This is a genomic window from Brevibacillus sp. HB1.4B, from assembly GCF_013284285.1.
In the GTDB taxonomy this organism is placed as follows: Bacteria; Bacillota; Bacilli; order Brevibacillales; family Brevibacillaceae; genus Brevibacillus; species Brevibacillus porteri.
Map to the genome: position 1 here is coordinate 146125 of NZ_JABSUT010000005.1, position 26114 is coordinate 172238.

22 protein-coding genes are annotated in these 26114 nt (G+C 48.3%); 11 read left to right on the top strand and 11 right to left on the bottom strand.

The features are described 5' to 3' along the window. Positions 1-31 precede the first annotated feature (31 nt). On the bottom strand, positions 32-646 hold the full coding sequence (locus HP398_RS14040; protein ID WP_017251486.1) for a LysE/ArgO family amino acid transporter: 615 nt from the start codon (positions 644-646) through the stop codon (positions 32-34). 147 nt (positions 647-793) lie between these two features. Between HP398_RS14040 and HP398_RS14045 the strand changes: the two genes are divergently transcribed. Continuing rightward, complete coding sequence (locus HP398_RS14045) at positions 794-2242, top strand: aminotransferase-like domain-containing protein (RefSeq protein WP_017251485.1); 1449 nt, start codon at positions 794-796, stop codon at positions 2240-2242. A gap of 42 nt (positions 2243-2284) precedes the next feature. Here HP398_RS14045 and HP398_RS14050 read toward each other — a convergent pair whose 3' ends face one another. From HP398_RS14050 to HP398_RS14080, 7 genes are all read right to left on the bottom strand, one after another. After that, a complete protein-coding gene (locus HP398_RS14050; RefSeq protein ID WP_173622891.1) occupies positions 2285-2617 on the bottom strand; it encodes a spore coat protein in 333 nt (110 codons plus the stop codon). A 13-nt stretch (positions 2618-2630) separates the two neighbouring features. Next, positions 2631-2951, bottom strand: a complete 321-nt coding sequence (locus HP398_RS14055; RefSeq protein ID WP_007718471.1) for a ferritin-like domain-containing protein — start codon at positions 2949-2951, stop codon at positions 2631-2633. Positions 2952-3054: 103 nt separating this feature from the next. Further along, on the bottom strand, positions 3055-3861 hold the full coding sequence (locus HP398_RS14060) for a hypothetical protein (RefSeq protein WP_017251483.1): 807 nt from the start codon (positions 3859-3861) through the stop codon (positions 3055-3057). A 77-nt stretch (positions 3862-3938) separates the two neighbouring features. Continuing rightward, on the bottom strand, positions 3939-4781 hold the full coding sequence (proC, locus tag HP398_RS14065) for a pyrroline-5-carboxylate reductase (RefSeq protein WP_173622892.1): 843 nt from the start codon (positions 4779-4781) through the stop codon (positions 3939-3941). A gap of 20 nt (positions 4782-4801) precedes the next feature. Next, positions 4802-6070 carry a glutamate-5-semialdehyde dehydrogenase gene (locus tag HP398_RS14070; protein WP_173622893.1) on the bottom strand — a complete coding sequence of 423 codons (1269 nt, stop codon included), beginning with the start codon at positions 6068-6070 and terminating at the stop codon, positions 4802-4804. Positions 6071-6109: 39 nt separating this feature from the next. Beyond that, the gene (gene proB / locus HP398_RS14075) at positions 6110-7210 is read right to left on the bottom strand and encodes a glutamate 5-kinase (RefSeq protein WP_017251480.1); all 1101 of its coding nucleotides are present in this window, start codon (positions 7208-7210) and stop codon (positions 6110-6112) included. Between the two features lie 349 nt (positions 7211-7559). Next, positions 7560-8177, bottom strand: coding sequence for a hypothetical protein (locus tag HP398_RS14080; protein WP_017251478.1), 618 nt, complete (start codon positions 8175-8177; stop codon positions 7560-7562). A gap of 152 nt (positions 8178-8329) precedes the next feature. Here HP398_RS14080 and HP398_RS14085 point away from each other — a divergent pair, with 152 nt between their 5' ends. The 7 genes from HP398_RS14085 to HP398_RS14115 all read left to right on the top strand — a co-directional run bounded on the left by HP398_RS14085 (position 8330) and on the right by HP398_RS14115 (position 18404). Continuing rightward, complete coding sequence (locus HP398_RS14085) at positions 8330-8746, top strand: hypothetical protein (protein WP_017251477.1); 417 nt, start codon at positions 8330-8332, stop codon at positions 8744-8746. 140 nt (positions 8747-8886) lie between these two features. Continuing rightward, complete coding sequence (locus HP398_RS14090; protein ID WP_026043318.1) at positions 8887-9612, top strand: ABC transporter ATP-binding protein; 726 nt, start codon at positions 8887-8889, stop codon at positions 9610-9612. Next, the gene (locus tag HP398_RS14095) at positions 9605-11272 is read left to right on the top strand and encodes a putative ABC transporter permease subunit (protein ID WP_017251475.1); all 1668 of its coding nucleotides are present in this window, start codon (positions 9605-9607) and stop codon (positions 11270-11272) included. Before HP398_RS14090 ends, HP398_RS14095 begins: the two co-directional genes overlap by 8 nt. A 229-nt stretch (positions 11273-11501) precedes the next feature. Continuing rightward, positions 11502-12623, top strand: a complete 1122-nt coding sequence (locus HP398_RS14100) for an S-layer homology domain-containing protein (RefSeq protein WP_173622894.1) — start codon at positions 11502-11504, stop codon at positions 12621-12623. Between the two features lie 371 nt (positions 12624-12994). After that, positions 12995-15403 carry a 3-hydroxyacyl-CoA dehydrogenase/enoyl-CoA hydratase family protein gene (locus HP398_RS14105; RefSeq protein ID WP_173622895.1) on the top strand — a complete coding sequence of 803 codons (2409 nt, stop codon included), beginning with the start codon at positions 12995-12997 and terminating at the stop codon, positions 15401-15403. 18 nt (positions 15404-15421) lie between these two features. Next, a complete protein-coding gene (locus tag HP398_RS14110) occupies positions 15422-16600 on the top strand; it encodes an acetyl-CoA C-acetyltransferase (protein ID WP_106834411.1) in 1179 nt (392 codons plus the stop codon). Between the two features lie 25 nt (positions 16601-16625). Beyond that, entirely contained in the window at positions 16626-18404 is a 1779-nt protein-coding gene (locus HP398_RS14115; RefSeq protein ID WP_017251471.1) for an acyl-CoA dehydrogenase family protein, read from the top strand. A 55-nt stretch (positions 18405-18459) separates the two neighbouring features. Here the strand turns inward: HP398_RS14115 and HP398_RS14120 are convergent, their stop codons facing one another. The 3 genes from HP398_RS14120 to HP398_RS14130 are packed head-to-tail and all read right to left on the bottom strand — an operon-like array spanning position 18460 to position 22292. Further along, a complete protein-coding gene (locus HP398_RS14120; RefSeq protein ID WP_173622896.1) occupies positions 18460-19611 on the bottom strand; it encodes a Ger(x)C family spore germination protein in 1152 nt (383 codons plus the stop codon). 1 nt (position 19612) lies between these two features. Beyond that, complete coding sequence (locus HP398_RS14125) at positions 19613-21121, bottom strand: spore germination protein (RefSeq protein WP_173622897.1); 1509 nt, start codon at positions 21119-21121, stop codon at positions 19613-19615. Next, positions 21108-22292, bottom strand: coding sequence for an endospore germination permease (locus tag HP398_RS14130; protein WP_017251468.1), 1185 nt, complete (start codon positions 22290-22292; stop codon positions 21108-21110). Before HP398_RS14130 ends, HP398_RS14125 begins: the two co-directional genes overlap by 14 nt. A gap of 64 nt (positions 22293-22356) precedes the next feature. Between HP398_RS14130 and HP398_RS14135 the strand changes: the two genes are divergently transcribed. Genes HP398_RS14135 through HP398_RS14145 form a run of 3 tightly spaced genes read left to right on the top strand, consistent with a single transcriptional unit; the run spans position 22357 to position 26113 of the window. Next, the gene (locus HP398_RS14135; RefSeq protein WP_173622898.1) at positions 22357-23901 is read left to right on the top strand and encodes a spore germination protein; all 1545 of its coding nucleotides are present in this window, start codon (positions 22357-22359) and stop codon (positions 23899-23901) included. Next, positions 23901-25001 carry a GerAB/ArcD/ProY family transporter gene (locus HP398_RS14140; protein WP_173622899.1) on the top strand — a complete coding sequence of 367 codons (1101 nt, stop codon included), beginning with the start codon at positions 23901-23903 and terminating at the stop codon, positions 24999-25001. The genes HP398_RS14135 and HP398_RS14140 overlap by 1 nt, the downstream gene beginning before the upstream one ends. After that, positions 24998-26113 (top strand): Ger(x)C family spore germination protein, encoded by a 1116-nt coding sequence (locus HP398_RS14145; protein ID WP_173622900.1) that lies wholly within the window; start codon positions 24998-25000, stop codon positions 26111-26113. The genes HP398_RS14140 and HP398_RS14145 overlap by 4 nt, the downstream gene beginning before the upstream one ends. Position 26114 lies beyond the last annotated feature (1 nt).

Sequence of the window (26114 nt, forward strand, 5' to 3'; positions counted from 1 at the left end):
GGTGGGGATTATGCACTTTTTCACGAACTCTTTACGTCGTGAGTAATTGGGCTGCCATATAGATAGCCACTCCCCACATAATCACAGCGGAAACCATATTCAGGCCACGCTGCAATTTTCCAGACCGATCCAATCGACCTGCGGTACGACCAGCTACGGAAAGGCCGAAAAACCAGAGGCAGGATACGAGGATGCAGGCAATTGTAAAGCCCCATTTCTCTGTTCCGGTATAGCTGAGCGAGCTGGTGCCGATCACGCCGATCGTATCGAGAATTGCATGCGGGTTCAACAAAGAGACAGAGGCAGCAAACATGATTTGCTTTTTCGCAGAAAAGCGTTCTTTCTCTCCATCCTCCGTATTGGGACGACTACGCCACGTTAAATATCCCATGTACATCAAAAAGACGAAGCCGACGACATATAGAACCGTTTTTAGCCAAGTGACTGTCAATACAACCAAAGAGACTCCTAATACCGCCAATAAAATGAGCAGGGTATCACAGAGTGCCGCAGTCAGTACGACGGGCATGGCGCGAAGTAAGGTAGGTTGTAGAGCCCCTTGATTAAAAACGAAAACATTTTGTGCGCCGAGCGGTAAAATAAGTCCAAAAGCAAGCACAAAGCCGTGCAAAATCGCTTCCAGCATGATCATTTCCTCCCCGTTTCTCTCTGGATGCAAAGGCTATTTGCATTACTGTCATTATTCACGGTTGTGAATCTGTTGTCTCCAGCCAATTGGTTTACATCTAAACCAACCAATTTGTACAATGATAAGACGAGGAGGAATGTGCTTGTGTTGACGATTGACTGGAAGCCTGACAAATCATCTGACATACCGATTTACGCGCAGATCGTGGCTTATATCAAGGGGAAAATCGCAGGCGGTGAGTGGCCGATCAATAGTAAATTGCCAACACAAAGAGCGTTAGCGCAAGCCTTTGATGTAAACCGCAGCACGGTAGTGACGGCGTTGGAAGAGCTAAAAGCGGATGGCTTCATTGAAGCAACAGTGGGCAGTGGTTCCGTCGTTAGCAACAATACGTGGTCCTTGCTGACGACCGCCCCTCCCCCGAATTGGCTGGGATACGTTCAGGCAGGGGCGCATCTACCCAACTCGCCGACGATTCAGGATATCAATCGTTATGAGCCAGACCCGAGGTACATTCGCCTGGGGACTGGTGAGCTATCGCCTAGCTTGATTCCTGTTGCGGAGATGGAAGAGGTCATGGCTAGCTTGCAAGGCAAAATGACACATCTCGGATATTCGGAGCCAAAAGGGCTGTTGCCGTTGCGCCAGGCGATCAGCAACCATTTGCGGAGCAGGGGGATTGAAGCTTCTCCGGCTTCTATTTTGGTCGTTTCGGGGGCGCTTCAAGCCTTGCAGTTGATATCGATTGGCATTCTTCACCGTGGATCTGCCATCTTGCTCGAACAGCCTTCGTATTTATTCTCTCTGCCTTTGTTTCAATCATCGGGAATGCGTCTGGTCGGTGTACCGATGGATGAGGAAGGAATCTCTCCCCAAGTGCTTACGAGACAAAAACAGGTGCATAACGCTGCCCTACTCTATACGATTTCGGCTTACCACAATCCGACGGGGATTAGCCTATCAGAGAATCGAAGGGAGGAAGTGCTGGTAGCATGCGAGCGGGAGAGACTGCCTGTGTTGGAAGACGATGTTTATGGAGAATTGTGGTTAGACGAACCGGGGCCATTGCCGTTGAAGGCGAGGGATCAGAGCGGGCTGGTCTTGTATTTGGGCAGCTTGTCCAAAACACTCAGTCCGGGGCTGCGGATTGGCTGGATTGTAGGGCCTGAGCCTGTCATTGAACGCCTCGCGGATGTGAAAATGCAGACGGACTACGGAGCGAGTGCTATTTCCCAATGGGTGGCGACAGAATGGCTCACAAGCGAGAGATATTCTCGGCATCTGGATCAGCTAAGAGCGGCACTGCGACACAGAAGGGACAGGATGTGCGAATGGCTTACTCGCTGGTTTGATGATTTGGCAGATTGGCGTATACCACATGGCGGTTTTTATATTTGGCTTCGTCTGCATCAGGCGGTTTCGATGCGCAAGCTTTTTACGGAAGCATTGGCAAAAGGTGTCCTGTTAAATCCGGGCTTTGTTTATGATCAGACGGATAGTCATCATCTTCGCTTGTCCTATGTGTATGCAGAGGAAGCCGACATGGAAAAGGCGTTATTTGTCTTATCTCAGCTCCTCCGTGGTAAGGGTTAATGGAAAGAAGACACCTGCTTGGGTCAGGTGTCTTCTGCTATTTCAATGATAAGGGAACTGCGTGGAGTACCCGCTAAACTGCTGATAAGCTTGCTGCAGTTGTTGCTGTTCGGCAGCCTCCAGCTTGTACCATCCTTTTTGGAACATGAGATTGAAAGCATCTCGTGCTGACTGATGGGTTTCATTCAAAATTTGTACCATGTCATCATAAAGCTGCTGGTGGCTGGCTTCCCGAACGGCGACGTTAAAGTTATCCGTCAAATACTTGCACGTAGCCAGACAGTCGTTAAGGTAGTCACGATCGTTCATTTGCGGACCTTTTACTTGTGGCAGCTGACTGGATTGCGGATTGGCGATCTGGTTTTGGTTTGGCATCCCGATTCCTCCCTTATTGCATTTGATGTTGTGGCTGGGATTGCTGTTGCTGGGACTGTGTCTGCGGAATGGTCGCCATCACTGCGGTGTTGTTGTTTTGCAGGTGACTCAGTAGTTTTTGGTAGTGTCGCTGGTGCATTTGTCCTTGCTGCTCCAGACATTGCTTGACCTGGGGATCAGTAGCTTGTTGTGCGAAAGCATGCAGCTTTTTGAAAGCGATCAGTTCCCATGACAAAGCATCCTTGAGATAGCTCAAGTCCTTTGTCGTAATGACCTTAGGTGGTTCAGGAATGGGAGCTTGTGTAAAGGGTTTGGAAGACAGGATGGATGGCATCGGGTTGCTCCTTTCAGATGGAATCATGTTTAGGATGAGCAACAAGTCAGGATGTAACCCCTGAGGATTGCAGCCAAAAAAAATCCGGTCGCAAAGGACCGGATCAGGATAGCTCCAGCGAAGAAACGACGATGTCGATGCTTGCGGGAGCGATATTGAGACAATATTGAGCTTCTTTGTACAACGTAGATTGAAGGGCATGGATAAGTGCTGGAATATTTGTCATGTAAGGCAGTTGAAGAGCTATCGAAACCTGAAACCGAGGCAAATCCTCAAAGCTGGAGACGATCTTGACCACATGATGGACCTCGTCAAATTGGTCGCAGGTCGCTTCTACGATTTTTCGCAACACCTGGGGATGAATCATGATACGTCCGCCTGAGAACGGAGGATGAACTACGGTTGTTTCCCCAATCACTTCTTTTTTCGAGCTGAAAATCTGTTGGGCAGAGGAGATGAGGCGCTGGAGGAAATCTTTTTCTACCTCGACACGCGGAATTGGTATCGTGTGCTTGCCCATTGTTTCCCGCACGTAGCGGGCAGCCTCGATTTCCTGCGGAGGCTTGATGGATTCAATCGGGATGAAGTCCACCTGCAAAGGCAAATGCAGAGCTTCCACGATACGACCAATCATCCGCTGCGAAGTTCCTAACACGAGTAGTCGGCTAGGTTGAATCTCGCCGAGACTTCGCCGTACTTCTTCAGCGTGCTCCTTATAATGAAAAATAGCTCGTTTTACCGCCTGAATTTTTGTCTTCTCATATTTGGCAGAGGTTCCGGCCACCTTGCGTCCCTGGTAAATCAGGATGCCATCATCAATAATGGCGTCGATGTTCATTCGGTGAGCAAGTTCTAATGCACTGGTGCTTTTTCCTGTTCCACTGGTGCCGTACAAGGCGTAAATTTCCATGGGACCTCCTTCGTCATTTTCTCGACTATGCTTGATCTTTTTTATTATACATGACAAGGAGGGGGGACAAAACGAATTTACTGGTATTGTGCCCCCATCTCCCGCGATCTTTCCGCAGCGCGCAGGATGGCTGCAGTGACGGCCTCCTGGAATTGATAGGCTTCCAATACTTCCAGTCCTGCCTGGGTCGTTCCACCCGGACTCGTTACTTTTTGGCGGAGAATAGAAGGCTCTTCGCGTGTATCGAGCAGCATATGTGCCGCGCCGATCACGGTTTGCAGTGTTAATTGGCGTGCCATTTCCCGATCCAGTCCTGCTGTGGCACCTGCCCCCATCATCGCTTCTACCAAATAGTAAATATAAGCAGGACCGCTTCCAGACAATCCAGTAATGATGTCCAGCTCTTCCTCGGCGACTTCATATACGGTGCCAATTGCTTCGAAAAGTTTGGTAGCTAGCTCGCGATGCTCTTCCTGGACAAAAGGATTCGCACACAGTCCTGTAGCGGACAAACCAACCGCAGACGATGTATTGGGCATCGTGCGGATGATCGGGCACTCTGCACCGAGCCACTCACCGATCAAGCTGGTGGAGACGCCAGCAACCACCGAAATGATCAATTGGTCCGAACGAACAACTCCACGCAAATCGTGCAAAGCCTCTGCTGCATCCTTCGGCTTGATGGCCAAAATCAAAATATCGGAAGAGCGGACTACCTCAAATTTGTCCTGAGTAGCAGTTACCCCGTAGTCATTTGCCAACTGTTCCAAACGCTCCCTATTATTGCGGTTGGAGACGGTAATACGCTCAGAAGGGAGTAAGCCTTTCTTTACGATACCGGAAAGCATGGCCTCCACGATCGAGCCTGCACCGAGAAAACCGATCCGCCCTTCTGTAATCATTGTTGCTTGGTTACTCATGGTGATTCCCTCCCTTTGGACTATCGGATTTGGCCGTTTCCCCGTACGACATACTTGTAAGAAGTGAGCGCTGGCAAGCCCATTGGCCCACGAGCGTGAAGCTTTTGCGTGCTGATGCCTATTTCGGCACCGAAGCCGAATTCTCCACCATCTGTAAAGCGGGTAGAGGCGTTGTGATAAACCGCTGTGGCATCGATCGCAGTCAAAAACTGACGGGCTGCGACTTCATCTTCCGTTACGATTGCCTCTGAATGGCCGGAAGTATGCGCTGTAATATGTTCAATGGCCTCGCCCAGGCTATCAACAGTGCGAACCGAAAGAATCAGCGCAGAGTATTCCGTATCCCAGTCTTCTGCCGTTGCATGGTGCAGTTGAGTGGAGAGGTCGGAATGCAGCTCTATCGTACGCTCACAAGCACGGAGTTCAACGCCCTTCGCCAGTAGCTTTTGGAGCAAGGCTCGTTGATTTTCCTGTGGCCAACTGCTGTGCACGAGCAGTGTTTCAGCAGCATTGCATACGGCAGGTCGACTCGTTTTGGCATTGATCACGATGCTTTCAGCCATGTCATACTGAGCCGCTTCATCCACATAAATGTGGCAGTTTCCGACGCCTGTTTCGAGTACAGGTACGCTTGCGATTTGCAGAACCCGCTGAATCAGTCCCGCGCCACCCCGAGGGATGATGACATCGACGAGACCATTGGCGGTGCACAAGTAATCGACAGACGCATGTTCGGCAAAAGGCAAGTACTGCACCGTTTCTGCGTCAAGTCCGGTCGCAGTGAGCGCTTGACGAATGCTAGTCGTCAACGCGAGATTGCTGTGAACAGCGCTGTGGCTGCCGCGCAAGACGATCGCATTGCCCGTTTTGATAGCGATAGCTGCTGCGTCAACGGTGACGTTCGGTCTGGCTTCGTACACCATTCCAATGACGCCGAGAGGGACGCGGATTTGTTCGATAAAAAGTCCGTTTGGACGTGTCCACGAGTCGATTCGTTCCCCGACCGGATCATCGAGGGATACCAGCTGCGCTAGACTATCCACGAGCTGTGCAATTCGCTCCGGCGTCAACAGGAGACGGTCCAGATAGGAAGCAGGCTGACCATTTGCTTCCGCGAGGGCGAGGTCCTTGGCGTTTTCTGAGAGAATGACGTCCTCATCAGCCAGCAGCTGGTTGCCAATTGCGACGAGCACCTGGTCTTTTTCTTTGCGAGAGAGTATTGCCATTTTTCGTGAAGCCTGTTTGGCCAGGCTTATTTGTGTATGCACTTTTTCCTTCAAGATTTCCATGGTTTCTCCAACTCCTTCTTTCTATCTACATGGATTCGTTTAGATGACAGGCGTCCATTCATCCCGATGTATAACAGTACCGCTGTGTCGCGTTACGTTATCAGGGGAAAGAAAATCACTTAACTGTGCTGCGGTAAATCTGCTGATACCGCGACCGATCAACGTACCCTCACAGTAAACCTCGATAACCTCACCTTGCTCGAACATGCCGGATACATCGCGGACACCTGCCAAGAGCAAGCTTTTGCTTTTTTCCAAAATCGCTTCCGCTGCACCGCTATCAACCGTGATTTTTCCGCGGGTAGGGGAGTGAAGCGCAATCCATTGCTTGCGTGTAGGAACGCCGTTCGGTGCAGGTGCTTCTGGATGATAGTTGACATAGGTGCCATTCCCGTTGCCAGTAAGGACAGCCAACAAATCAGTGGTATTCGTCAATTTTCCGATAAAGCTCGGAATTCCTAATGATTGGGCGGTTTTTGCTGCGATCAGCTTGGAGCGCATACCGCCTGTTCCCAGTTGGGAAGCTCCGCCTGCAAGTGCCTCGATTTCGTCTGTCACACATTCGAGCCAGCCCATGTGTTTGGCATCAGCATGATAACGTGGGTCTTTATCATACAAGCCATTCGTATCAGTCAGGATCGTGTACAAATCAGCATGGATGAGACCAGCGACGAGTGCGCCAAGCATATCATTGTCTCCGAAGGTCAATTCCGCTACGGATACCGTGTCGTTTTCGTTGATGATTGGCAAAATATTTTTATCCAAAAGCAGTGACAATGTGGAAAACGCGTGCTGATACCGTTCCTTGTGAGAAAAGTCACCGCGTGTCAGCAAGATTTGCGCCACGCTGAAGTTATGGGCGCCAAACATTTGTGTATAGGTCTGCATCAACAAGCTTTGCCCAATAGCTGCCGCTGCTTGCTTGGCTGCCAAGGATCGCGGTCGCTGCTGATAGCCGAGACTTTGATAGCCGCTGGCGACAGCTCCCGAGGAGACTAAGACAACCTGATGACCCGCTTCGCGCAATTGGCTGATAGCCGAGACGAGCAGCGACATTTTCGCCGGATCAACACCGCCTGTAGCTGCTGCAATCGAACTGCTCCCCACCTTTACTACCAAACGCAACTTACCCTTTTTCATGCGTAAAACCCCCTTCTTGCATACAAAAAAGCCCTCTCGTCTCTTTGATAAGGACGAAAGGGCTTGATAACCTCACGCGGTACCACCTTATTTGACGTTTTGGACTGAAGGCATACTTCAGCCAGAAACGCCCGGCTCTCTTTCTTTGATAACAGGTGAAAGAAACCTGTCCAGGTCTTCCCTGGATGCTCTGGGGTGGGTTCAAATCGATTCAAGGACGAAACCTCTCAGCCGGTGGATTTCGCTCTCTGGACCTGAAGGGCGGTTTTACTATTCCCCGTCATTGCCGCTCACTATGTGCTTATTAATTCACTATTATTCGCTTGGTCTGCAAGAAATGTCAAGAGGCTTATTGAAATTGTTCATTCCCATAAGCGCCCACCCGTGATTTGATTTCGAACCGTTTGGTCTTTTGATCGCGAACGAGTCGGTAGCGCAGCGTGCGGTCAGAAGCAAAGGAAGAATCGGTTACATCCTCCACGGTCACACTGAGTTCTCCATTGTTTTTTTGAACAGTCGTGTTTCGTACCGAGATCAGAGTCGGATAGTCGACGCGTGGGATTGCTACGTATACTTTTTCCTTCACCAGCTTGGTTGTCATGTTGTCGTACATGGCTTCTGCCAGTGGACGGCTCCAAAAACGGCCGAAGTACCCCGTTATCTTGTCTTTACTGTCGAAGCGCTCAGGCAATTCACGAAAGACGAGACCATCCTCAAACTCAGATTTGCCCTTCGCATTGTCCGCAGCAGCATAATATACATTTTCCAGCTGATGCTCGGCTTGCTTCAAAAAGAGGACCACATCCATTTTGTTATCGCCAAGCTTTTGGATGGCAGACTGCTTGGCAGGCTTACTCTGTGTTTTGGCCTTGTTTTTTGCCTGCTGCTGCTTTACTTGCGTCATGCATCCTGTGACGAGCAAAGAGAGAGCGAGAATAAACATCCAATTTTTCCAGTTGACTTTCATGGCACACCTCACTTGGAAGCAGTCGTTTTACGTTAGCGTGTGTGTCAAAAAAGACAAATAGCCCAGTTAATATATGGATAGGGGTTGTCTGACTCTCGGATTATGTCTATCATGGAGAGAGTTGGACAGATCGAACGATTGAGGTGGAATATATGTTTGGGTTTGGCAAAAAAGCAAAAAAGCCAGATGGTATTGATGTTTTGATAATCAAAACCGAGGAAGCGAAAAATCGCAACTTTTATCAGGTTGCTTTTCCGAGCGTGGTAGCGAATGATATTTTGTCCATGCTGCAAAAATTGGAGAAATCAAAAATGAACAAGCAAGAGTTCCTGGGGGAAATCGGCGGTTTCCGTATCGTAACCCACTTGGAAGCCTTGACTAGTTTTGAAGTTTTGGATGATGCAGATATGGAGGCGCAGCCGATACAGATTCAAGATTTTGCTAACATGCTTTTGCGTCGTTTGGAAGCGTTGGAGGAAAGTGGCAAGTTCGGCGAGAGCGAAGATTTAGCATTCATCATGGGTGAATTGACTATGCTACGTGATGGCAGCTTTGTACCACAAGACTAAGAAGCTTTAACGAGGGCCGTTGGGATAACCGACGGCTCTTTTTCTTTTCCGGAACTTTTCTTTGAACCACTCGTAATAAATGGAGTGGAAGTAAATTGGAAAAAATGTTGAAAACAGCGGGGGAGAGGGGAGACACAGCGATGATAGAACTTGTCAATGTGACGAAAAGCTACAACGGCATCATAAAAGCAGTTGATCAAATGAATCTCACAGTGCCCAAAGGAGAAATTTTTGGCTTCCTCGGACCAAATGGAGCTGGCAAAACAACCACGATCAAAATGATCACAGGGATCACACGTCCGGATCACGGTGAGATCACGATCAATGGAAAAAATATTCGATCCGAAGCACTGGAAGCAAAACGTCAATTCGGTTATGTACCGGATAGCCCTGATCTTTTTTTGCGACTGAAAGGTCTGGAATATGTCAGCTTCATGGCAGATATTTACGAGGTGCCTCAAGAGGTACGAGGAAAACGGATTTTGCAGTTGGCGGATCGCTTTGACATGAAGAACGCATTGGGGGATCCGATTCAGAGCTATTCGCACGGTATGCGTCAAAAAATCATGATCATGGGTGCGCTCATCCATCAGCCAGAAGTGTGGATTCTCGATGAGCCTTTGACTGGACTCGATCCCAAGTCATCCTTTACGTTAAAAGAAATGATGCGTGAACATGCGGATAGCGGTCGAAGCGTATTCTTTTCCACACACGTGCTGGATGTTGCTGAGAAGTTGTGCGATCGAGTCGGGATCATCAACAAAGGTAAAATTTTGTTCTGTGGAACCTTTGCTGAGCTGCGCGAGCATTTTCAGTCAGACGTATCACTGGAAAGCTTGTTCCTGGAGTTGACCAAGCATGAATAAAGTGCTGATTTTGACGAAGATGATGATGAAAAACGCGGAGCCAGCCTGGAGAGTGGAGAAAGGGAGTGGCTGGAAGACCGCTCTGTTGCTTATTGTCATTGCACTAGGTGTTCTTCCCATGATGGCTTCGGCTGTACTGGTGATTTCTGAGTTGTATGACGGATTGGCGCTGATCGGACAGCAGGGGGCTTTACTCGGATTTGGCGTAGCCATGACGTCTCTTGTCATCTTTTTATTCGGGATTTTGTATGTCTTGAGTGTTTTCTACTATTCCAAGGATGTTGAGCATTTGTTGCCGATGCCGCTTGCTCCAGGACATATTCTCGGAGCCAAATTTACTCTTGCACTCGTGTATGAATATTATACAGCAGTGGTTTTCCTGGGGCCTCTGTTCATTACGTTTGGCGTGAAAAGCGGCGCAGGGATCATGTATTATCTACTAGCGATCCTTGTCTTTTTGGTTGTTCCTGTTTTGCCGCTTGTGCTGGCTGCTCTTGTCGTGATGCTGTTCATGCGTTTTACGAACGTCAAAAAATACAAAGAGCGCTTCCGTATTATTGGAGGGCTGATCGGGATTGGAATTGTCGTTGGTTTTCAAGCGCTGTTCCAACGTCAGTCTAGCGGAAGTGAATTTGGTATTGAGCAAATTCAGCAAATGCTGTTGACACAAGAAAATGGGCTGTTGGGCTTTGTCACTCAGCTGTTCCCTGGAAGTAATCTGGCTGCCCTTGCTTTGATAGACAGCGGTACTTGGGGTTCTCTCGGCTATCTGTTTGCTTTCCTTTTCGTGGCGATTACAGGTATAGCCGCCTTTCTCTACGCCGGAGCGTATCTCTACTTTTCGGGTGTGATGGGAATGAGTGAGTCAGTCGCCAAACGAAAAGAAGTTGTCGATACTGCATTTGCCAAGCTTGTCCAAAAACGTCCGGCTATGCTGGCATACGCGCTCAAGGAATGGAGAATGTTATGGCGGACACCGGCATTTTTGATGAACTGTACGCTATCCAGCATTCTGATTCCGATACTCATGTTGATCCCATTACTTAGCCGTCGTGACAGCGGGGAAATGATTTCATTCATTCAAACTGTCATGCAGAAAGGCTCGGCAGCGGGTATGAGCATAGCCATCGCCTTTGCTGCTTTTCTTATCATGGGTGCCATGAATAGCACCTCCGTAACTGCCATATCCAGAGAAGGACAGGGATTCTTTACGAACAAGCTACTGCCTATGCCATATCGCGACATCCTGTTGGCAAAGCTGTTCCCAGGATTAGTGCTAAGTGCAGTGAGTATGCTGCTGCTTCTTACAGAGGCCGTATGGTTTTTACAGCTTTCGCCTGCCTTTATCATACTTGCCATCGTGAGTGGAATTCCGGGGCTGATTTTTATCAACATGATCGGAATCTTGGTGGATTTACAGCTGCCTAAGCTGCGTTGGAGCTCCGAACAAGAGGCCATCAAGCAAAATCTCAATCCCCTTTTCCCGCTGGTAATAGGCCTTATGGCAGGAGGTCTAGTCGTCCTCGCCAGTTTTTCGCTGGGGACATCCATGTTAGGGACCGCTCTTGGGATTATCGTCCTGTTCACTCTCATTAACATTTTCTTATATCGGTTGCTTGTAACCAAGGGACCAGGCTGGTTAGAGCAGATTGAAGGATAGTCAGCGCATAGAGAAAAAGGATATAATTGGGCCGCTACTACAAAGTGCGGCTCTTTTTCATTTGTTTTGAAAAAGTATAACAAAGTTCCGTTTTCATCCCGATACAAGAAAGGGAGAGATCAGACCCAGGAAAATAGACCAATATGGCAGGAATGGATGCTACTGGGGACGAATTCCAAAAAAAGGGAGTAAGGAAATGATCATGGAAAGAAAGGAGTCATCGTAAGTCATGGTAAAGCGTTTTGCTATCGTTTTTCTCTTGGCACTGCTAGTAGTGCAAAGCGTTTTTTCAGGGAGTGCGAATGCGGCTGCACCTGGCATGTATACGGACATACAGGAACATTGGGCGCGTGAGCACATCAACAAAATGGCGGATCTGGGCATCGTAAAGAGGAAGGGATATCAGCCTTTTTACCCAAACAAGCCAATTACTCGAGGCGAAGCTTTGGCTATGCTGAATCGCGTATTTGAGACGGTATATGGACCGATAGAAAAGCCAGAACGCAAGCCAAACCTGGATCATCGCTATCTACTCCGGGGGGAAGTAGATCAACTGCTGAGCAATCTAAAGACCATGATGAAAATCGAAACAGACGATTTGGGCAAGTTTGATCCAGGAGACCGGATGCTGTACTATCTATATTTGGCTGAAACCGGACACCTGATGAAAAAGCAAGAGAAGGAAAATCCGAACTGGTGGATGTCCAGTGCCGGGATGCAGTGGCCATTGATGAAAGAAGAGGCCAGCTTGATGCTGTTTCATATGCTGGCACCCCAAAAATTCCGTACAGCCAATATTAAACCACAAGATACAGTCTCTTTCTTTAACAGCCATTACGAATGGAAGCGCGACCGATTCTATCGGGATACATATTCACCGTACCCACTGGCGATCCGCGAATTCAATCTGTTTCTCACGGACAAGACCTTTTCTCCGAACAAGATCCTGACGCGTGCAGAATACGTTGTCGTGATGGATCGACTGATTGATTATTACCGGATGGATGTAGCTTCGCAGTTCCGTGGTTCACCTGCGAATCAGCAGCATATCGCGCAGGTGTATTTACGAGCAGCGAATTTGGCGTACGAAACAAAAAATCAGAAGCAGCTGTCTGTGCTCTTTACAGACGATGCGCTCAAAAGCATGACAAAGCTGGAGCAAGTGCCCACATATAACGGACCAGTAAAAGTATCGGTCAAGGCAGACGAAAACAATTCGAAAACCCTCTGGGTGATTGCACATTATCTAGACCCGAAAAACGGAGACTTCCAGATTGAATACCGATTGGAAGGAGATGCGTCCAACACTTACGGACGCAAGATCACCACGCTGATTTACTCGCAAAAATAGCACAGGAAAAGGGGCACTGGAAAATCGAGTGTCCCTTTTCTTTTCTTTCTTACAAAGAAGCGACAAGAGACGATTGCAACTGACAGAATTTTCGATTACAATAAAAACTGAACGGTGATTCAGTTGGTGGGAGCGTAACATCTCCGGGCATGTAAGACAGCCAAAACGTGGGATGTCATTTTTTAACCCACATACTGAATGAGCATTCATTCAATAAGAGACATGTGCTGATGTACACAGGAATATCTATAGAGAAAGTAGAAGTTTTAAAAATGCTCCTCTAGTCTGAATATTAGGTATTCACTGTTGCGAGGCCATTCTTTTGACCATGAATAAGCCATGACTAGGTTTTTAAAAAGGAGGATTTGGAGATGGAACGCAAAATTCGCAAGGCGGCAGTTCTCGGTTCAGGCGTCATGGGCGCTGGGATCGCAGCACATTTAGCCAACGTCGGTATTCCCACTTATTTACTGGACATCGTGCCGCGTGAATTGACAGCAGATGAGAGTACAAAAGGACTTACTTTGTCTGATAGCGTGGTGAAAAATCGGATCGCACAAGCGGGCCGTGACCGACTTTTGAAGGAGAAGCCGGCGCCGCTCTACGATAAAAAGAACATCGACCTGATTACAGTTGGTAACTTCGAAGACCATCTTTCTTGCTTGAGCGAGGTCGATTGGATTATTGAGGTAGTCGTCGAGAATATCGAAGTGAAGAAAAGCGTCTTCGCTATGGTAGAAGCGCATCGCAAGCCAGGGACAATCGTGTCTTCCAATACGTCCGGTGTTTCTATCAACGAAATGGCAGAGGGACGCTCTGATGACTTCCGCAAGCATTTCCTCGGCACGCACTTTTTTAACCCACCGCGCTACTTGAAACTGTTGGAGCTGATCCCAGGTCTTGATACAGACCCGCAAGTCATCTCTTTCATGAAGCATTTTGGTGAGCATGTGCTCGGAAAAGGAATGGTCGTTTGCAAGGATACGCCTAACTTCATTGCGAATCGCATCGGTACATATGGATTGCAGGTTTCGATCCACGAAATGGTGCGACTGGGGCTTGGGGTAGATGAGGTAGATGCGTTGACAGGACCGGTCATCGGCCGTCCGAAGAGCGCTACGTTCCGCACACTCGATGTCGTCGGACTGGATACGTACGTACATGTGGCGGGAAACGTCAGGAACAAAAGCACGGATGAACAGGAGCGCTCGGTTTTTGAAGTGCCGGAGTTTGTTCTGCAAATGGTAGAGAAAAGATGGATTGGGCAAAAAGCTGGTCAAGGCTTTTTCAAGCAGGTGAAGACGGAGAAAGGGAAAGAGATCCTGGCACTGTCAGTTGACACGCTGGAATACCGTCCAAGTGTGAGGCCGAAGTTCCCTTCCCTCGAAACAGCTAAAACAGCCAAGACATTGCCTGAGAAGTTGAGAGCGCTCGCTTACGGCAAGGACAAGGGCAGTGAGTTTGTCTGGAGTGTCTTCAAAAAGGTATTGTTGTACTCTGCGGAAAAGGCTCATGAGATCGCGGATGATATCGTCTCTGTTGATCAGGCCATGAAGTGGGGCTTCGGCTGGGAGATGGGGCCGTTCGAAACATGGGATGCCATCGGTCTCGAAAAGTCAGTGGCAAGAATGCGTGAGGAAAACGAGAAGATTCCGGCACTCGTCGAGGAGCTGCTCGCGAGTGGGAAGACCTCCTTTTATCAACAAGAGCAAGGAAAGCGCAGCGTGTTTTCCATCGGAGGCACCTACAAGGACGTCGAAGAGAGCAAAGAAAACATCAACTTGGCAGCACTTAAGGAGCAAGGCAAGCTGATCAAGAAAAATGCGGGTGCCGCCTTGATCGATTTGGGCGATGGAGTCGCATGTCTGGAATTCACCTCTCCGCATAATGCGCTCGGTATGGATGTCTTGCACATGGCAAGTCAGGCCGCAGAGGAAGTGCAGAAGAACTTCGCTGGTCTGGTCATCGGTAATCAAGGCAAGAACTTCTGCGTCGGGATGAATCTCGCAATGGCGTTGATGGAAGCACAGGATGAGAACTGGCTGGAGCTCGATATGCTCGTCACGAACTTCCACAAAACAGCACGGGCACTGCGCTACATGCATCGTCCAGTCGTCGCAGCACCGTTCGGCATGACGCTGGGCGGCGGTGTCGAGGTGGCCTATCTCGCGGATCGTGTACAGGTATCGGCAGAGACATACCTTGGACTGGTAGAGGTGGGAGTAGGACTTTTGCCTGGTGGCGGAGGAACGAAGGAGATGCTGTTCCGAGCAATGGAAAACGTTCCAGAGGGAGGCAGCGTCCCAGTTGATCCGTTCCCGTTCGTGGCGAAGGCGTTTGAAGCCATTGCCATGGCAAAGGTATCTACGAGTGGTCAGGAAGCTATCAACCTAGGGTACCTGCGACCGACTGATCGCATCAGCGTGAATGCCGATCATTTGTTATACGATGCGAAGCAGCTGGTGCTCACGATGGATAAAGAGGGCTACACGCCGCCAGCGCCACGCAAAATTCGCGTCATCGGAGAAACGGGTTATGCGAACCTGCGCCAAAATATTTATGCCATGAAGAAGAGTGGATATATTTCCGAGCATGATGAACTGATCGCAAGCAAAGTTGCTTATGTCATGTCCGGTGGTAACGTGTCAGCGGGTACAGAAGTGACAGAGAGCTACATTCTGGAGCTGGAAAAGCAAGCGTTCCTCGAACTGATTAAGACACCGAAAAGCCAGCAACGGATGCAGCACATGCTGACCAAAAACAAGCCTTTGCGTAACTAGGGAGAGGGAGGGATAACGATGAGAGAAGCAGTTATTGTCGCGGGCGCCCGCACCGCTATCGGTAAATCGAAAAAAGGAAGTCTCAAAGATTTTCACCCAGTCGATATGGGAGCCGCAGTTGTAAGCGACCTGTTGCGCCGCGTGCCACAGCTCGATCCGGCTGATATCGAGGATATCATCATAGGGACGGCTGTACCGGAAGCTGAGCAAGGCATGAATATGGCTCGCTTGATCGGACTGCGTGCCGGATTGCCGACCAATGTATCGGGTATCACGATCAATCGCTTTTGCTCCTCCGGTTTGCAGACGATTGCTTACGCTGCTCAGCAGATCATGGTCGGCAGCTCCGATGTGGTTGTCGCTGGCGGGGTGGAGAGCATGAGTCTGGTGCCGATGCTCGGTCACAAAATCGCACTTAATCCGACTCTGGTAGAAACGAAGCCGGAAGCGTACATGAGCATGGGCCATACGGCTGAAGAAGTAGCGAAGCGGTACAACATTTCTCGTGAGGATCAGGATGCTTTTGCTCTGCAAAGCCATCAGCGTGCGACAGCTGCGATAACTTCAGGGAAATTCCAAGATGAAATCGTACCATTGACAATCAAGCAGCATTTTGTAGATGAAGCTGGCAAAGTTCACGTCCAGGAACGTGTTTTTGACAAGGATGAAGGAGCGCGCTCGGACACGACGATGGAGGCACTCGCCAAGCTCAGGCCGGTCTTTCATGTGCAAGGCAGCGTAACGGCAGGAAATTCCTCACAAACGAGCGACGGCGCAGCGGCAGTTCTTGTGATGTCTGCTGAAAAAGCAGCCGAGCTGGGTGTCGAGCCGATGGCAAAGTTCCGTTCTTTTACGGTTGGCGGCGTAGACCCTGATGTCATGGGGATTGGTCCGGTTGTCGCGATTCCAAAAGCATTGAAACTAGCGGGAATCAGCTTGGAGGATGTCGATCTGTTTGAGTTAAATGAAGCGTTCGCTTCTCAATCGATTGCCGTCATTCGCGAGCTGGGACTCAATCCTGAAAAGGTCAATGTAAATGGTGGGGCAATCGCATTAGGGCATCCACTTGGTTGCAGTGGTGCCAAGCTGACCGTCCAGCTTTTGAACGAAATGAAGCGCAGAGGTGGCAAATACGGAGTCGTTACGATGTGTATCGGTGGTGGAATGGGAGCCGCTGGCGTTTTTGAGATGATCTAAATTTAAAATAAGGAGTGGGATAGTAATGGCAGAAACAAAAGATTTGATCCGCGGTGGAAGCTTTTTGATCGATGCAGGTTCAGCTGATGATGTATTCGTGCCAGAAGAATACACCGATGAGCAAAAGATGATTGCCAAGACGACGGAGGATTTCGTCAATAATGAAGTTCGTCCTCATTTGGAAGAGCTTGAAAACCACCAATTTGATATTTCGGTTCGTCTGTTGAAGGAAGCAGGGGAGCTCGGTTTGTTGGCTGGAGACGTTCCAGAGAAATACGAGGGACTGGGGCTGGATAAAGTCAGCACTGCACTCGTCACAGAGAAGTTCTCGCTGGCTCGCGGCTTTGCGCTCAGCTACGGCGCCCACGTCGGTATCGGATCACTGCCGATCGTGTATTTTGGAAACGAAGAGCAAAAACAGCGCTACCTGCCTGATCTGGCATCTGGAAAACGAATCGCTGCCTACTGCCTGACAGAGCCTGGCTCTGGCTCAGATGCGCTGGGTGCGAAAACGACAGCGACTCTCTCCGCAGATGGCACGCACTATATTCTCAATGGAGAGAAGCAATGGATCACAAACGCTGGCTTTGCTGATGTATTTATCGTATACGCGAAAATCGATGGCGAGAAATTTACTGCCTTTATCGTCGAGCGGACATTCCCAGGTGTTTCGTTTGGGCCGGAAGAGAAGAAGATGGGGATCAAATGCTCCTCAACACGCACAGTCATTTTGCAAGATGTACCTGTACCGGTAGACAATCTGCTAGGTGAGCCTGGAAGAGGTCACGTGATCGCGTTCAACATCTTGAACGTTGGTCGTTACAAGCTCGCGGTGGGTGCAGTCGGCTCCGCGAAAAAAGCGGTGGAACTCGCGTCGAACTACGCAAAAGAACGCAAGCAGTTCAAAACGCCAATTGCCAACTTTACTTTAATCAAAAACAAGCTGGCGAACATGGCAGTAAAAACGTATGCGGCTGAAAGCTCCGTCTATCGGACAGTGGGTCTGTTCGATACAGCACTGACTCGCTTGGGTGAAAAAGCGGATGATGGCGCGGAGGTTGCGAAGGCGATTGCGGATTATGCAATCGAATGCTCGATCAATAAAGTATTTGCCACTGAGGTTTTGGATTACTGCGTGGACGAAGGCGTGCAAATCCACGGTGGATACGGCTTTATGTCCGAGTATGAGATCGAGAATATGTACCGTGACTCGCGGATTAACCGCATTTTCGAAGGAACGAACGAAATCAACCGCATGCTCATCCCGGATACGCTCGTGAAAAAGGCGATGAAAGGCGAACTGCCACTCATGCAAGCAGCAAGCAGCCTGCAAGCAGATCTGATGAGCTATTATCCAGAAGAGATTGAAGATGCACCTTTAGCTATGGAGAAGCATCTGATCAACATCACGCGCAAAATCATTTTGATGGTGGCTGGTTCTGCGTTGATGAAATACCAACAAGCGATGTCCAAAGAACAAGAACTCTTGGCATTCGCGGCTGACATGCTGATAGAGCTATATGCAATGGACAGCATCGTGAAGCGTACAGAGAAAGCAATGGCGGCAAATGGCATCGAAGCCGAGCAGCAAAAGCTGGAAATGACCGCTGTCTATGTGCATGAGGCATTCGATCGTATCGAAGGCTGGGCGAAGGAAGCATTGGCGGCAATGGAAGAGGGCGACGAGCTTCGTCTGCGCCTCTCGATCCTGAAAAAGCTGACCCGCCGCACGCCGATCAATACGGTGGCACTCAAACGTTCGATTGCGGATCGTGTGATCGAAGCGGGAGCATATGTGGTGTAGTTCCAAATAGAAGACAAAGAAAGGAGCAAAGCTCAACGCTTTGCTCCTTTCCCATTTAACGCTCTTGCTTCACCTTCGAAATCCCGCCATCGAAAATCGTTACTTTGACGTTCACCGCCTCCAGAGAGGACGGGTTAAGCGGTAGCGTTTCATTTTGCTGCATTCGTTTCCATTCTTTCGGATATTTGCGATAAAGGGTGTGCCCCAGTTGAAGCGTGTCCATCTGTTGCTTCCGTCCTTTTTCGTACAACCCCCGAATCTCCTCTTCGATTTTTTTCGCGGCTTCTTTCTCGATTTCCCGAACGGGGCTTATGTGATGGTATAGCGGTATGAAGCCCAGCAGCTCCACATCGATCTGAAACGTGACTTGATTGTCTCGCAGTAGCGGCTGTATCTTTACTTTTGGTTTTTGCAGGACGAGATTTGCCAGAGGTTGTTTGCCCTTTTTTACGGTCAGTAACGATCGATTGGTATGCTCGTCTAGCCAGCGCAATCCGAGCAACTCAGAGCGCGGCCAGCAACCCTTGACCTCCTTGTTTTGCAGCATGCAGGCACCGGTTGTTTTAAGCTGGGGCAAAGGTTTGTTGTCCTCCGACCAGGTCTTTCTGTTAATGGAGAGCATTGGCAAGTAGACGACCTTGTTGGGTTCATCTCTTTTCCTGACAAATTGAAACAGCTTCATCGGATAAATCGCCGAGTTTTGCTTGTGAAGATCCTGTGGATTGGACAATTGCGAGTAAATGGCAGGCTGGTTGAATACTTGCTTGGGCGTAAGAATATCCATCAGTGGTTCTTTGGACACATACGTCCAGATGGTGTAACGAAATTCGTAAAACCGGTCGAGCTCATCGATGACTTGATCGAGAAGTGGGCGTTTCAATACCTGTTCACTGAGAACCAAGGAACGAATATGGCTCCAAGTCATTTGCGCCTGATTCGTGGGATACAGACTAAAAAGGGCGCTCACAAAAGAATCGCCGCTTCCTTTTGCAATGGCCACCCCGCTTGCAGATCGTTCTCCTCCCGCTTCTTGTTTGGCGATGGTAGAGAAGTTCAGCAATTGGGCGTACACCTCGAATTTATTGTCAACATAATCGACCCCAAGTGCATTGACATAAAGCAGATTTTCAATTTCACGTGCGTTCCAGCAGCCACTAAGCAGGAGCGGGAGGAGGAGGATGACGGCCATTACACGGATGCGAGCCATATCAGGAGCCCTTCCTTTTCGAGGGATCATGCAGGAATTCAGGGCTTTTCTCTACTTTTCGCCAAGGTGTGCGGAACAGTGTTTTATACAAGTCAGGCCAAGAGGTCGGGGCAAGCGGCGACAAATAATACAAGCCAAAGGAGCGCATGTTGGAAAAGAATAGAACCATTGCTAGAAGCGACATCATGAAGCCAAACATCCCGAGAAGGGAGCATAAGAGCAATATCCCGAACCGAAACAGGGTAACAGACGAGACGATATGTTGATTCGATAACGTAAAGGTAGCCATTACGGAAAGCGCGACAATGACCAGACTGCCTGTAGAGGTCAAACCGGCCGATATCGCTGCTTGTCCAACGATCAGGCCTCCAACAACGGACAGTGTTTGACCAATCGATAGAGGAAGGCGCAAACCAGCCTCTTTAAACAAATCAAACAAGAGCACCATGAGCAAAACTTCCAATGCAGCTGGCAACGGAACGCCTTGTCGCGACTTCACAATGGTGGCAATCAAGGTGTACGGAAGCTGTTCCTGATGATAGGTAATAAGCGCGACCCAAAGGCCGGGTAAAAAGAGCGCAATGATCACGCAGGCCATCCGCAGAATACGGACAAACACTACGGAAAAAACAGATGAGCTGGTATCCTCGGCAGCGTTTAGCAGCATGAAAAAGTTAACCGGGCCAATTAATGAAATAGGTGAGCCATCGATCAACATGGCAAACCGACCTTTTAAAAGAGCGTTCACTACATAATCAGGCCTTCCGGTGTACTGAAATTCTGGCAAAAGAGTAAAGGGGGATCGAGATAACCGTTCTTCTACTTGCATACCGCTTACAATGCCCTTGCTATCAAGTGAATCCATTCTGTCGTGAATTTCCTTCAACAAAATCGGATCGATTTGGTCTTGCAAATACAATAAACCAATGCGCGTATGAGTGTGGCTCCCGACGATATATGGAACGAATTTTAGCTGATACGTCCGAAGCCTTTTGCGGATCAGACCCAGATTCGTATTGATTTCTTCCGTAAATCCATCGCGCGGGCCGCTAATCGATGCGTCGGTATTGGTTTCCTCAGGTTCGCGTCGGGGGGGATTTCCCGTCTCTACATAATAGACAGTATGAAAGTCTTCAAACACCATCAACAAATTTCCGGAGAAAACGTGTCTGCAAATCCAATCAACATTCGTCGGCTGTGTCAGCTCATTCATGAAAAAGAGCCGTTTTTCAAATAAATCCTCAGCATCTAGGATGTTTTCGTTCACAAAAAGCTGCACGAGCTGTGGCATCAAATACTCGCTGATCTGGTTCAAATCGCACAAGCAGTCGGAGTAGATAAAATGCACGCGAGTGGGAGTGTGTCCTGGGACGAGGGAGTGCGTATCTATGCATATGTCATTGCAGTCTTCAAACAAATCATGAAATGCCTGTAGCGAAATCGAAGGCAATTCTTTAACGGTTGTTGCTGGCGTGTACCCTTTGACCTTGGCAAACCTACGATTCGTCATGTTGTTTCCTCCTAGAGGCGAAGGCTGTCAAGAGAGCAAAAACGATGGAAAGAGACAGGGCCAATACGAAAAGACTGGGTAAAAGCTGTTTCGATAACAAGCTGTAAAATTGGATCGCACTTATGGGATAGCGGGAGAGGGCAGATGAGAAGAAAAATAGCCCGATTAACCACCAAATCCGTTTCTTTCCATACGGAATCATCAGTATTTCGACAATCAGCAAAAGCGAGAGAGAAATGCGCGTAAAGGCACCGCTAAACCATTGGTATATGCTCAGGGTATCGAGATGCTCGATATATAGGCCTATATTGGCGAGTCGCCATTCCTCATAGGCAGGATAGCGCAATTTTCCGGCTTTATCCGGACCGAATTCTACAATAGCACCTAAGGTTGGCCCGAATGTGAGGCCAATCATGACAAACGCCAAAATGAAAAGTTGATAGTACGGCACTCTCGATTGAAGGTGATGCTGCATACATAACAGGAGGATCAGTTCGACAAAGCCTGTGCCCGCATACATCATTCCTCGTAAAACAGGGGCAATCCCGTTTTCCATCATAGGGAGGAGCAGACTGTAATCTTTGTTTGGAAAGTTAGTAGACATCACGAAAAATCCCAAAAGGACGACGAATGGCAAAAGTACAGAAGAGGTCATTGCGATGGAGCGGATTCCAAACATCGCGTTGACGAGACAAAGGACTGCAAACAAGATCGTATGTACCTCCAGCGGTGTCTCTGGAGCAAACGATAAATTGACCCACGTAATCGTATCGGTCATCGTCATGGTGGCGATTGTAAAGCAGTAGACACATGTCAGCAGCGCCAATACGCAATAGAGCGGGAAGCCGTACGTTTTTTTGATCCACTGGAATAGATGCTCATTCTCTGTTTTTTTATAGACCGAATAGAGTAAAACAGTCCACAACAAGTAAAGCACCCCAGCTAACAAAACCGAGATCCAGGAGTCTCTTTTGGCCGAATCTAGCATCATCGGAATGACGATGACATGGTTCATCAATCCGTTGGTTAAAAGCAGCATGACGACGATTTGTGTAAAAGATAATCCGTTTTTCATGATTTCCCCGCCAAAGTAATCTCGTACTCCCAACAGTATTTGCAGGGCGTTGGGATTTATTCGATCGAGCGGCAGAATGTGCCAAGTCGCATGCATATTTTGGGAAGCTCTCACGAACGCTAATGGAACATACTTCGTAAAAGGGCGGGAGCTGTAGGAGATGGCGATGAGAGGGTGGCTGAGAAGAAAAAAGACATCTGTCAAAGACAGGATGAGCCACTCGAGTGAGCCTATCCGTGTACGAGAGATCAGTGAGCGATTAAGTGATAACCTTGCGGAGCTGAATGCGATTTTCACGCTGACACCTGATTTGGTCATTCGGACGTTTGCTTGTCAGCATATAGAGGATATGGTTACACTCGTCTACTTGAACGGCTTGGTTGACAAAAACTCGATTAACAACAATGTGCTTCGTCCACTTTTGTCACATCCAGCGGGTGAGAAATCGAGTATTTTTGACCTGTTATCTGTCGGAAAGGTATCAGTTGCCTACGACTTTCGGAAAGTAGAAACTGAGATTTTGCTTGGGAGCAGTCTATTATTTATCGAGGGTCGAAAAGAAGTGCTTGTGATTGAAACGAATGGATGGCCGCAGCGGGCGATAGAAGACCCGCAGTTGGAGGCTGCGCTGAAGGGTGGACACCAAGGGTTTGTCGAAACGGACACGCAGAACATTGCCCTCATTCGCCGCTATATTCCCAACCGTGAAATGAAAATAAAAGAAATGTGGTTAGGAGAACGAGGCCTTTCAAAGCTCTCGATCATCTATTTGGCTGATGTGGCGAATCCGGAAATATTACAGGAGTTGGAAGATCGGCTCAAGAGCATCAAGGTTGACTCGATTCTCAATGCGTCTGAACTGGAGGAGTATATCGAGGATAATCCTTACTCTCTGTTTCCGCAGTTTTTGACTTCAGAACGCCCAGATACAGTCGCCTCTCACATCTTGCAAGGGAGGATTGCTGTCGTTGTCGATCGCTCTCCAAGCGTATTAATCGGACCAGCTACTTTCGTTTCCTTTTTTCAAAATGTTGACGATTACGGTACGCGCTGGCCTGTCGCTACGTTCATTCGCTTGCTTCGCTACTTGGCTTTCTTGATTGCTACTTTTTTGCCTGCGATTTATATTGCGTTGATTTCTTTCAATTATGAGGTCATCCCGCTGGATTTGATTTTGTCAGTAGGGGAATCCCGAGAAAAGGTCCCGTTTCCTCCCTTGTTAGAAGCATTCATTATGGAGCTCACATTGGAAATGCTTCGGGAATCGGGAATTCGCTTGCCAGCGCCTATCGGACAAACAGTCGGTATCGTAGGAGGTATCGTGATTGGTCAAGCGGTCGTACAAGCGGGGATTGTGAGCAACATTATGGTGATCGTCGTTGCATTTACAGCGATCTCATCCTTTATTATCCCGAACTATGATATGGCCTCGGCAGTTAGGCTAATGCGATTTTTGATGATGATACTTGCTGCGATGTTTGGGTTCGTTGGAATTATAGTGGGATTAATGACACTGATTGGCCATTTGATTACGCTGGAATCATTAGGTGTTCCTTATGGAAGCCCTCTTGCCCCTGTGCGTTTCGGAGATTGGAAAGATTTGTTTATCCGCCTGCCACTATGGAAAATGAAAGATCGTCCCCTGTCAGCCCACACGATTGAGGAGCAAAGGCAGGGGAATAATCGGCCAAGGGAGGACGGGTGATGAAAAAGTATACATACAACCAATTGAGCGTCCTCCAGTACATTCTCCTCATTCATGGGGCACAAGTAGGGATCGGAGTATTGACGATTCCCAGAGAATTGGCGGAGAAGGCGAGCACCGATGGATGGATATCGCTTGTGATTGGATGGCTTGGGGCAACGCTAGTCAGTCTTGTCATCACGAACATGATGAAGCAGTACCCGGAGAAGACGATTATCGATATATTTCCATTGATCCTGGGCAAGTGGCTCGGTCGTGTCGCTATTGCTTTGATGTCCATTTATTGCGGGATAGCGGCGTTCGTTTTGATGATAAATGCCACGGGAATCATTAATGTGTGGCTCCTGTCTCAGACACCAGCCTATGTCGTCGTATTCCTTTTTGCTCTGCCGACCTATCTTATTATCCAGGGAGGGGTTCGTGCGATTGGAAGGTACGCCGAGCTCGTGTTCTATCTTACACTTTGGATACCTTTTGTTCTCACGACGGCTTATCGAGAAGTTCAGTGGTTAAACCTGCTGCCAGTAATCAAGGATGGCTGGCACCCAATATGGGAAGCGAGCAAATCCACGGTACTCTCTTTTCTTGGATTTGAATTTGGTTATTTCGCCTACCCTTTTTTGCAAAAAAAACAATATGCGTCTCTCGGCATTGTCATTGCGAATACATTGACGATGCTTGTGTATATATCTGTCATCATCGTTTGCTTTGCTTATTTTAGCCCCGATGAAATCACGGAGTATACATGGCCTACGCTCAATCTATGGAAAGCCATCGAGTTCCGTTTTTTGGAACGTGTCGATATTCTATTTCTCTCTAGTTATTTGTTTATATTGTCAACAACTGCAACGCCGTACATCTATTTTTGTGTCTTTTCATCCAGTCAGTTATTTGGCATGAAGGATCACCGCAAGCATTTGCGTCTGTTCCTTCTTTTGGTTCCAGTGGCGGTATGGTTATATACGCCATCCTTTATCGATCTGAAGAAAGCGTCACAAATTTGGAGCTATACAGGATTGTTCTTTGCTTATGCGCTTCCGTTACTAGCTTGGGGACCGATCAGGCTATCGAAACGAGCAGAAGGTGGGAAAAAAGCATGAGGGTATTTCAGATTCTGTTATGTAGCTTCCTGGTAATCATGTTGGCAGGATGCAAGGACCAGATCAATTTGGAGGATACCACTTTATCGCTGATGGTCGGAATTGATTTGAACGAAAAAAACGAGCTTCTCTATTATATCTCAAGCCCTGTGTTCAGTCGGGAAGCAAAGGAAAAATCTGAGCAATACGGTATCCGGTCATCTACGATTAGAGAGGCGAGAATGGGCTTTGATGAGCGAGTGACAGGCTTGACCCAACCAGGCAAAATTCAGGTGCTTGTAATGGGGAAAAAACTGCTGGCTCACCCGGACTGGTTTCGGTTGCTAGATGTCGTTTTTCGGGATGCAAAGTTTAGTGTCAACGCCCGCATGGCTGTACATGATGGTCCAGTGAATGAGTTGTTTGATTTTAAACCAAAGGACAAGCCTCGTCTGTCCATTCATGTTACAAAGCTGATAGACACAGCCAATAGCAGAAATCTGACGGTAAAGACGAGGGCGCAGGAGCTCCATCGGCAAATGTTTGAAAAAGGGATGACGCCTACCCTGACTGAGTTGAAGAAAGAAAAGAAGGCGGTAAAGGTAATGGGGACGGCTTTGTTAAAAGAAAATGGAACGTACGCAGGCTCGATAGAACCGCGGGATACCATTCTTTTGCAAACGCTGCTCCATGAAAAACAAGGGGAACTGTCCGTCACCATCCCGATTAAAGAGCCGAACGAACACAATCAAATTGTGAAAGACAGGATCAGTTTTTTTATCAAGGGCGTCCAAAAAAAAGTGAAAACATCCTATCAGAACGGTCGGTTTCATTTTGACGTTCATTTCAAATTGCGAGTGTCCATATCGGAGCGAATGTTTCCGTACGACATGAAAAAGGACTACAAAAAGATGGAGCGAATGATCAGTGACGAGTTACAGAAGGATTACACGAAGTTAATCAAGAAATGCCAGGAAATCGGTGTAGACCCATTTGGGTTTGGTCTCTATGCGCGTGCCTATGAATATAAGGAATACAAAAAGGTAGAGGATGATTGGACGAAAGCCTTTTCCAATGCCACTGTTGAAATCAAGCCTGACGTATCGATTAAGGGAAATGGCGTCATAAAGTGAA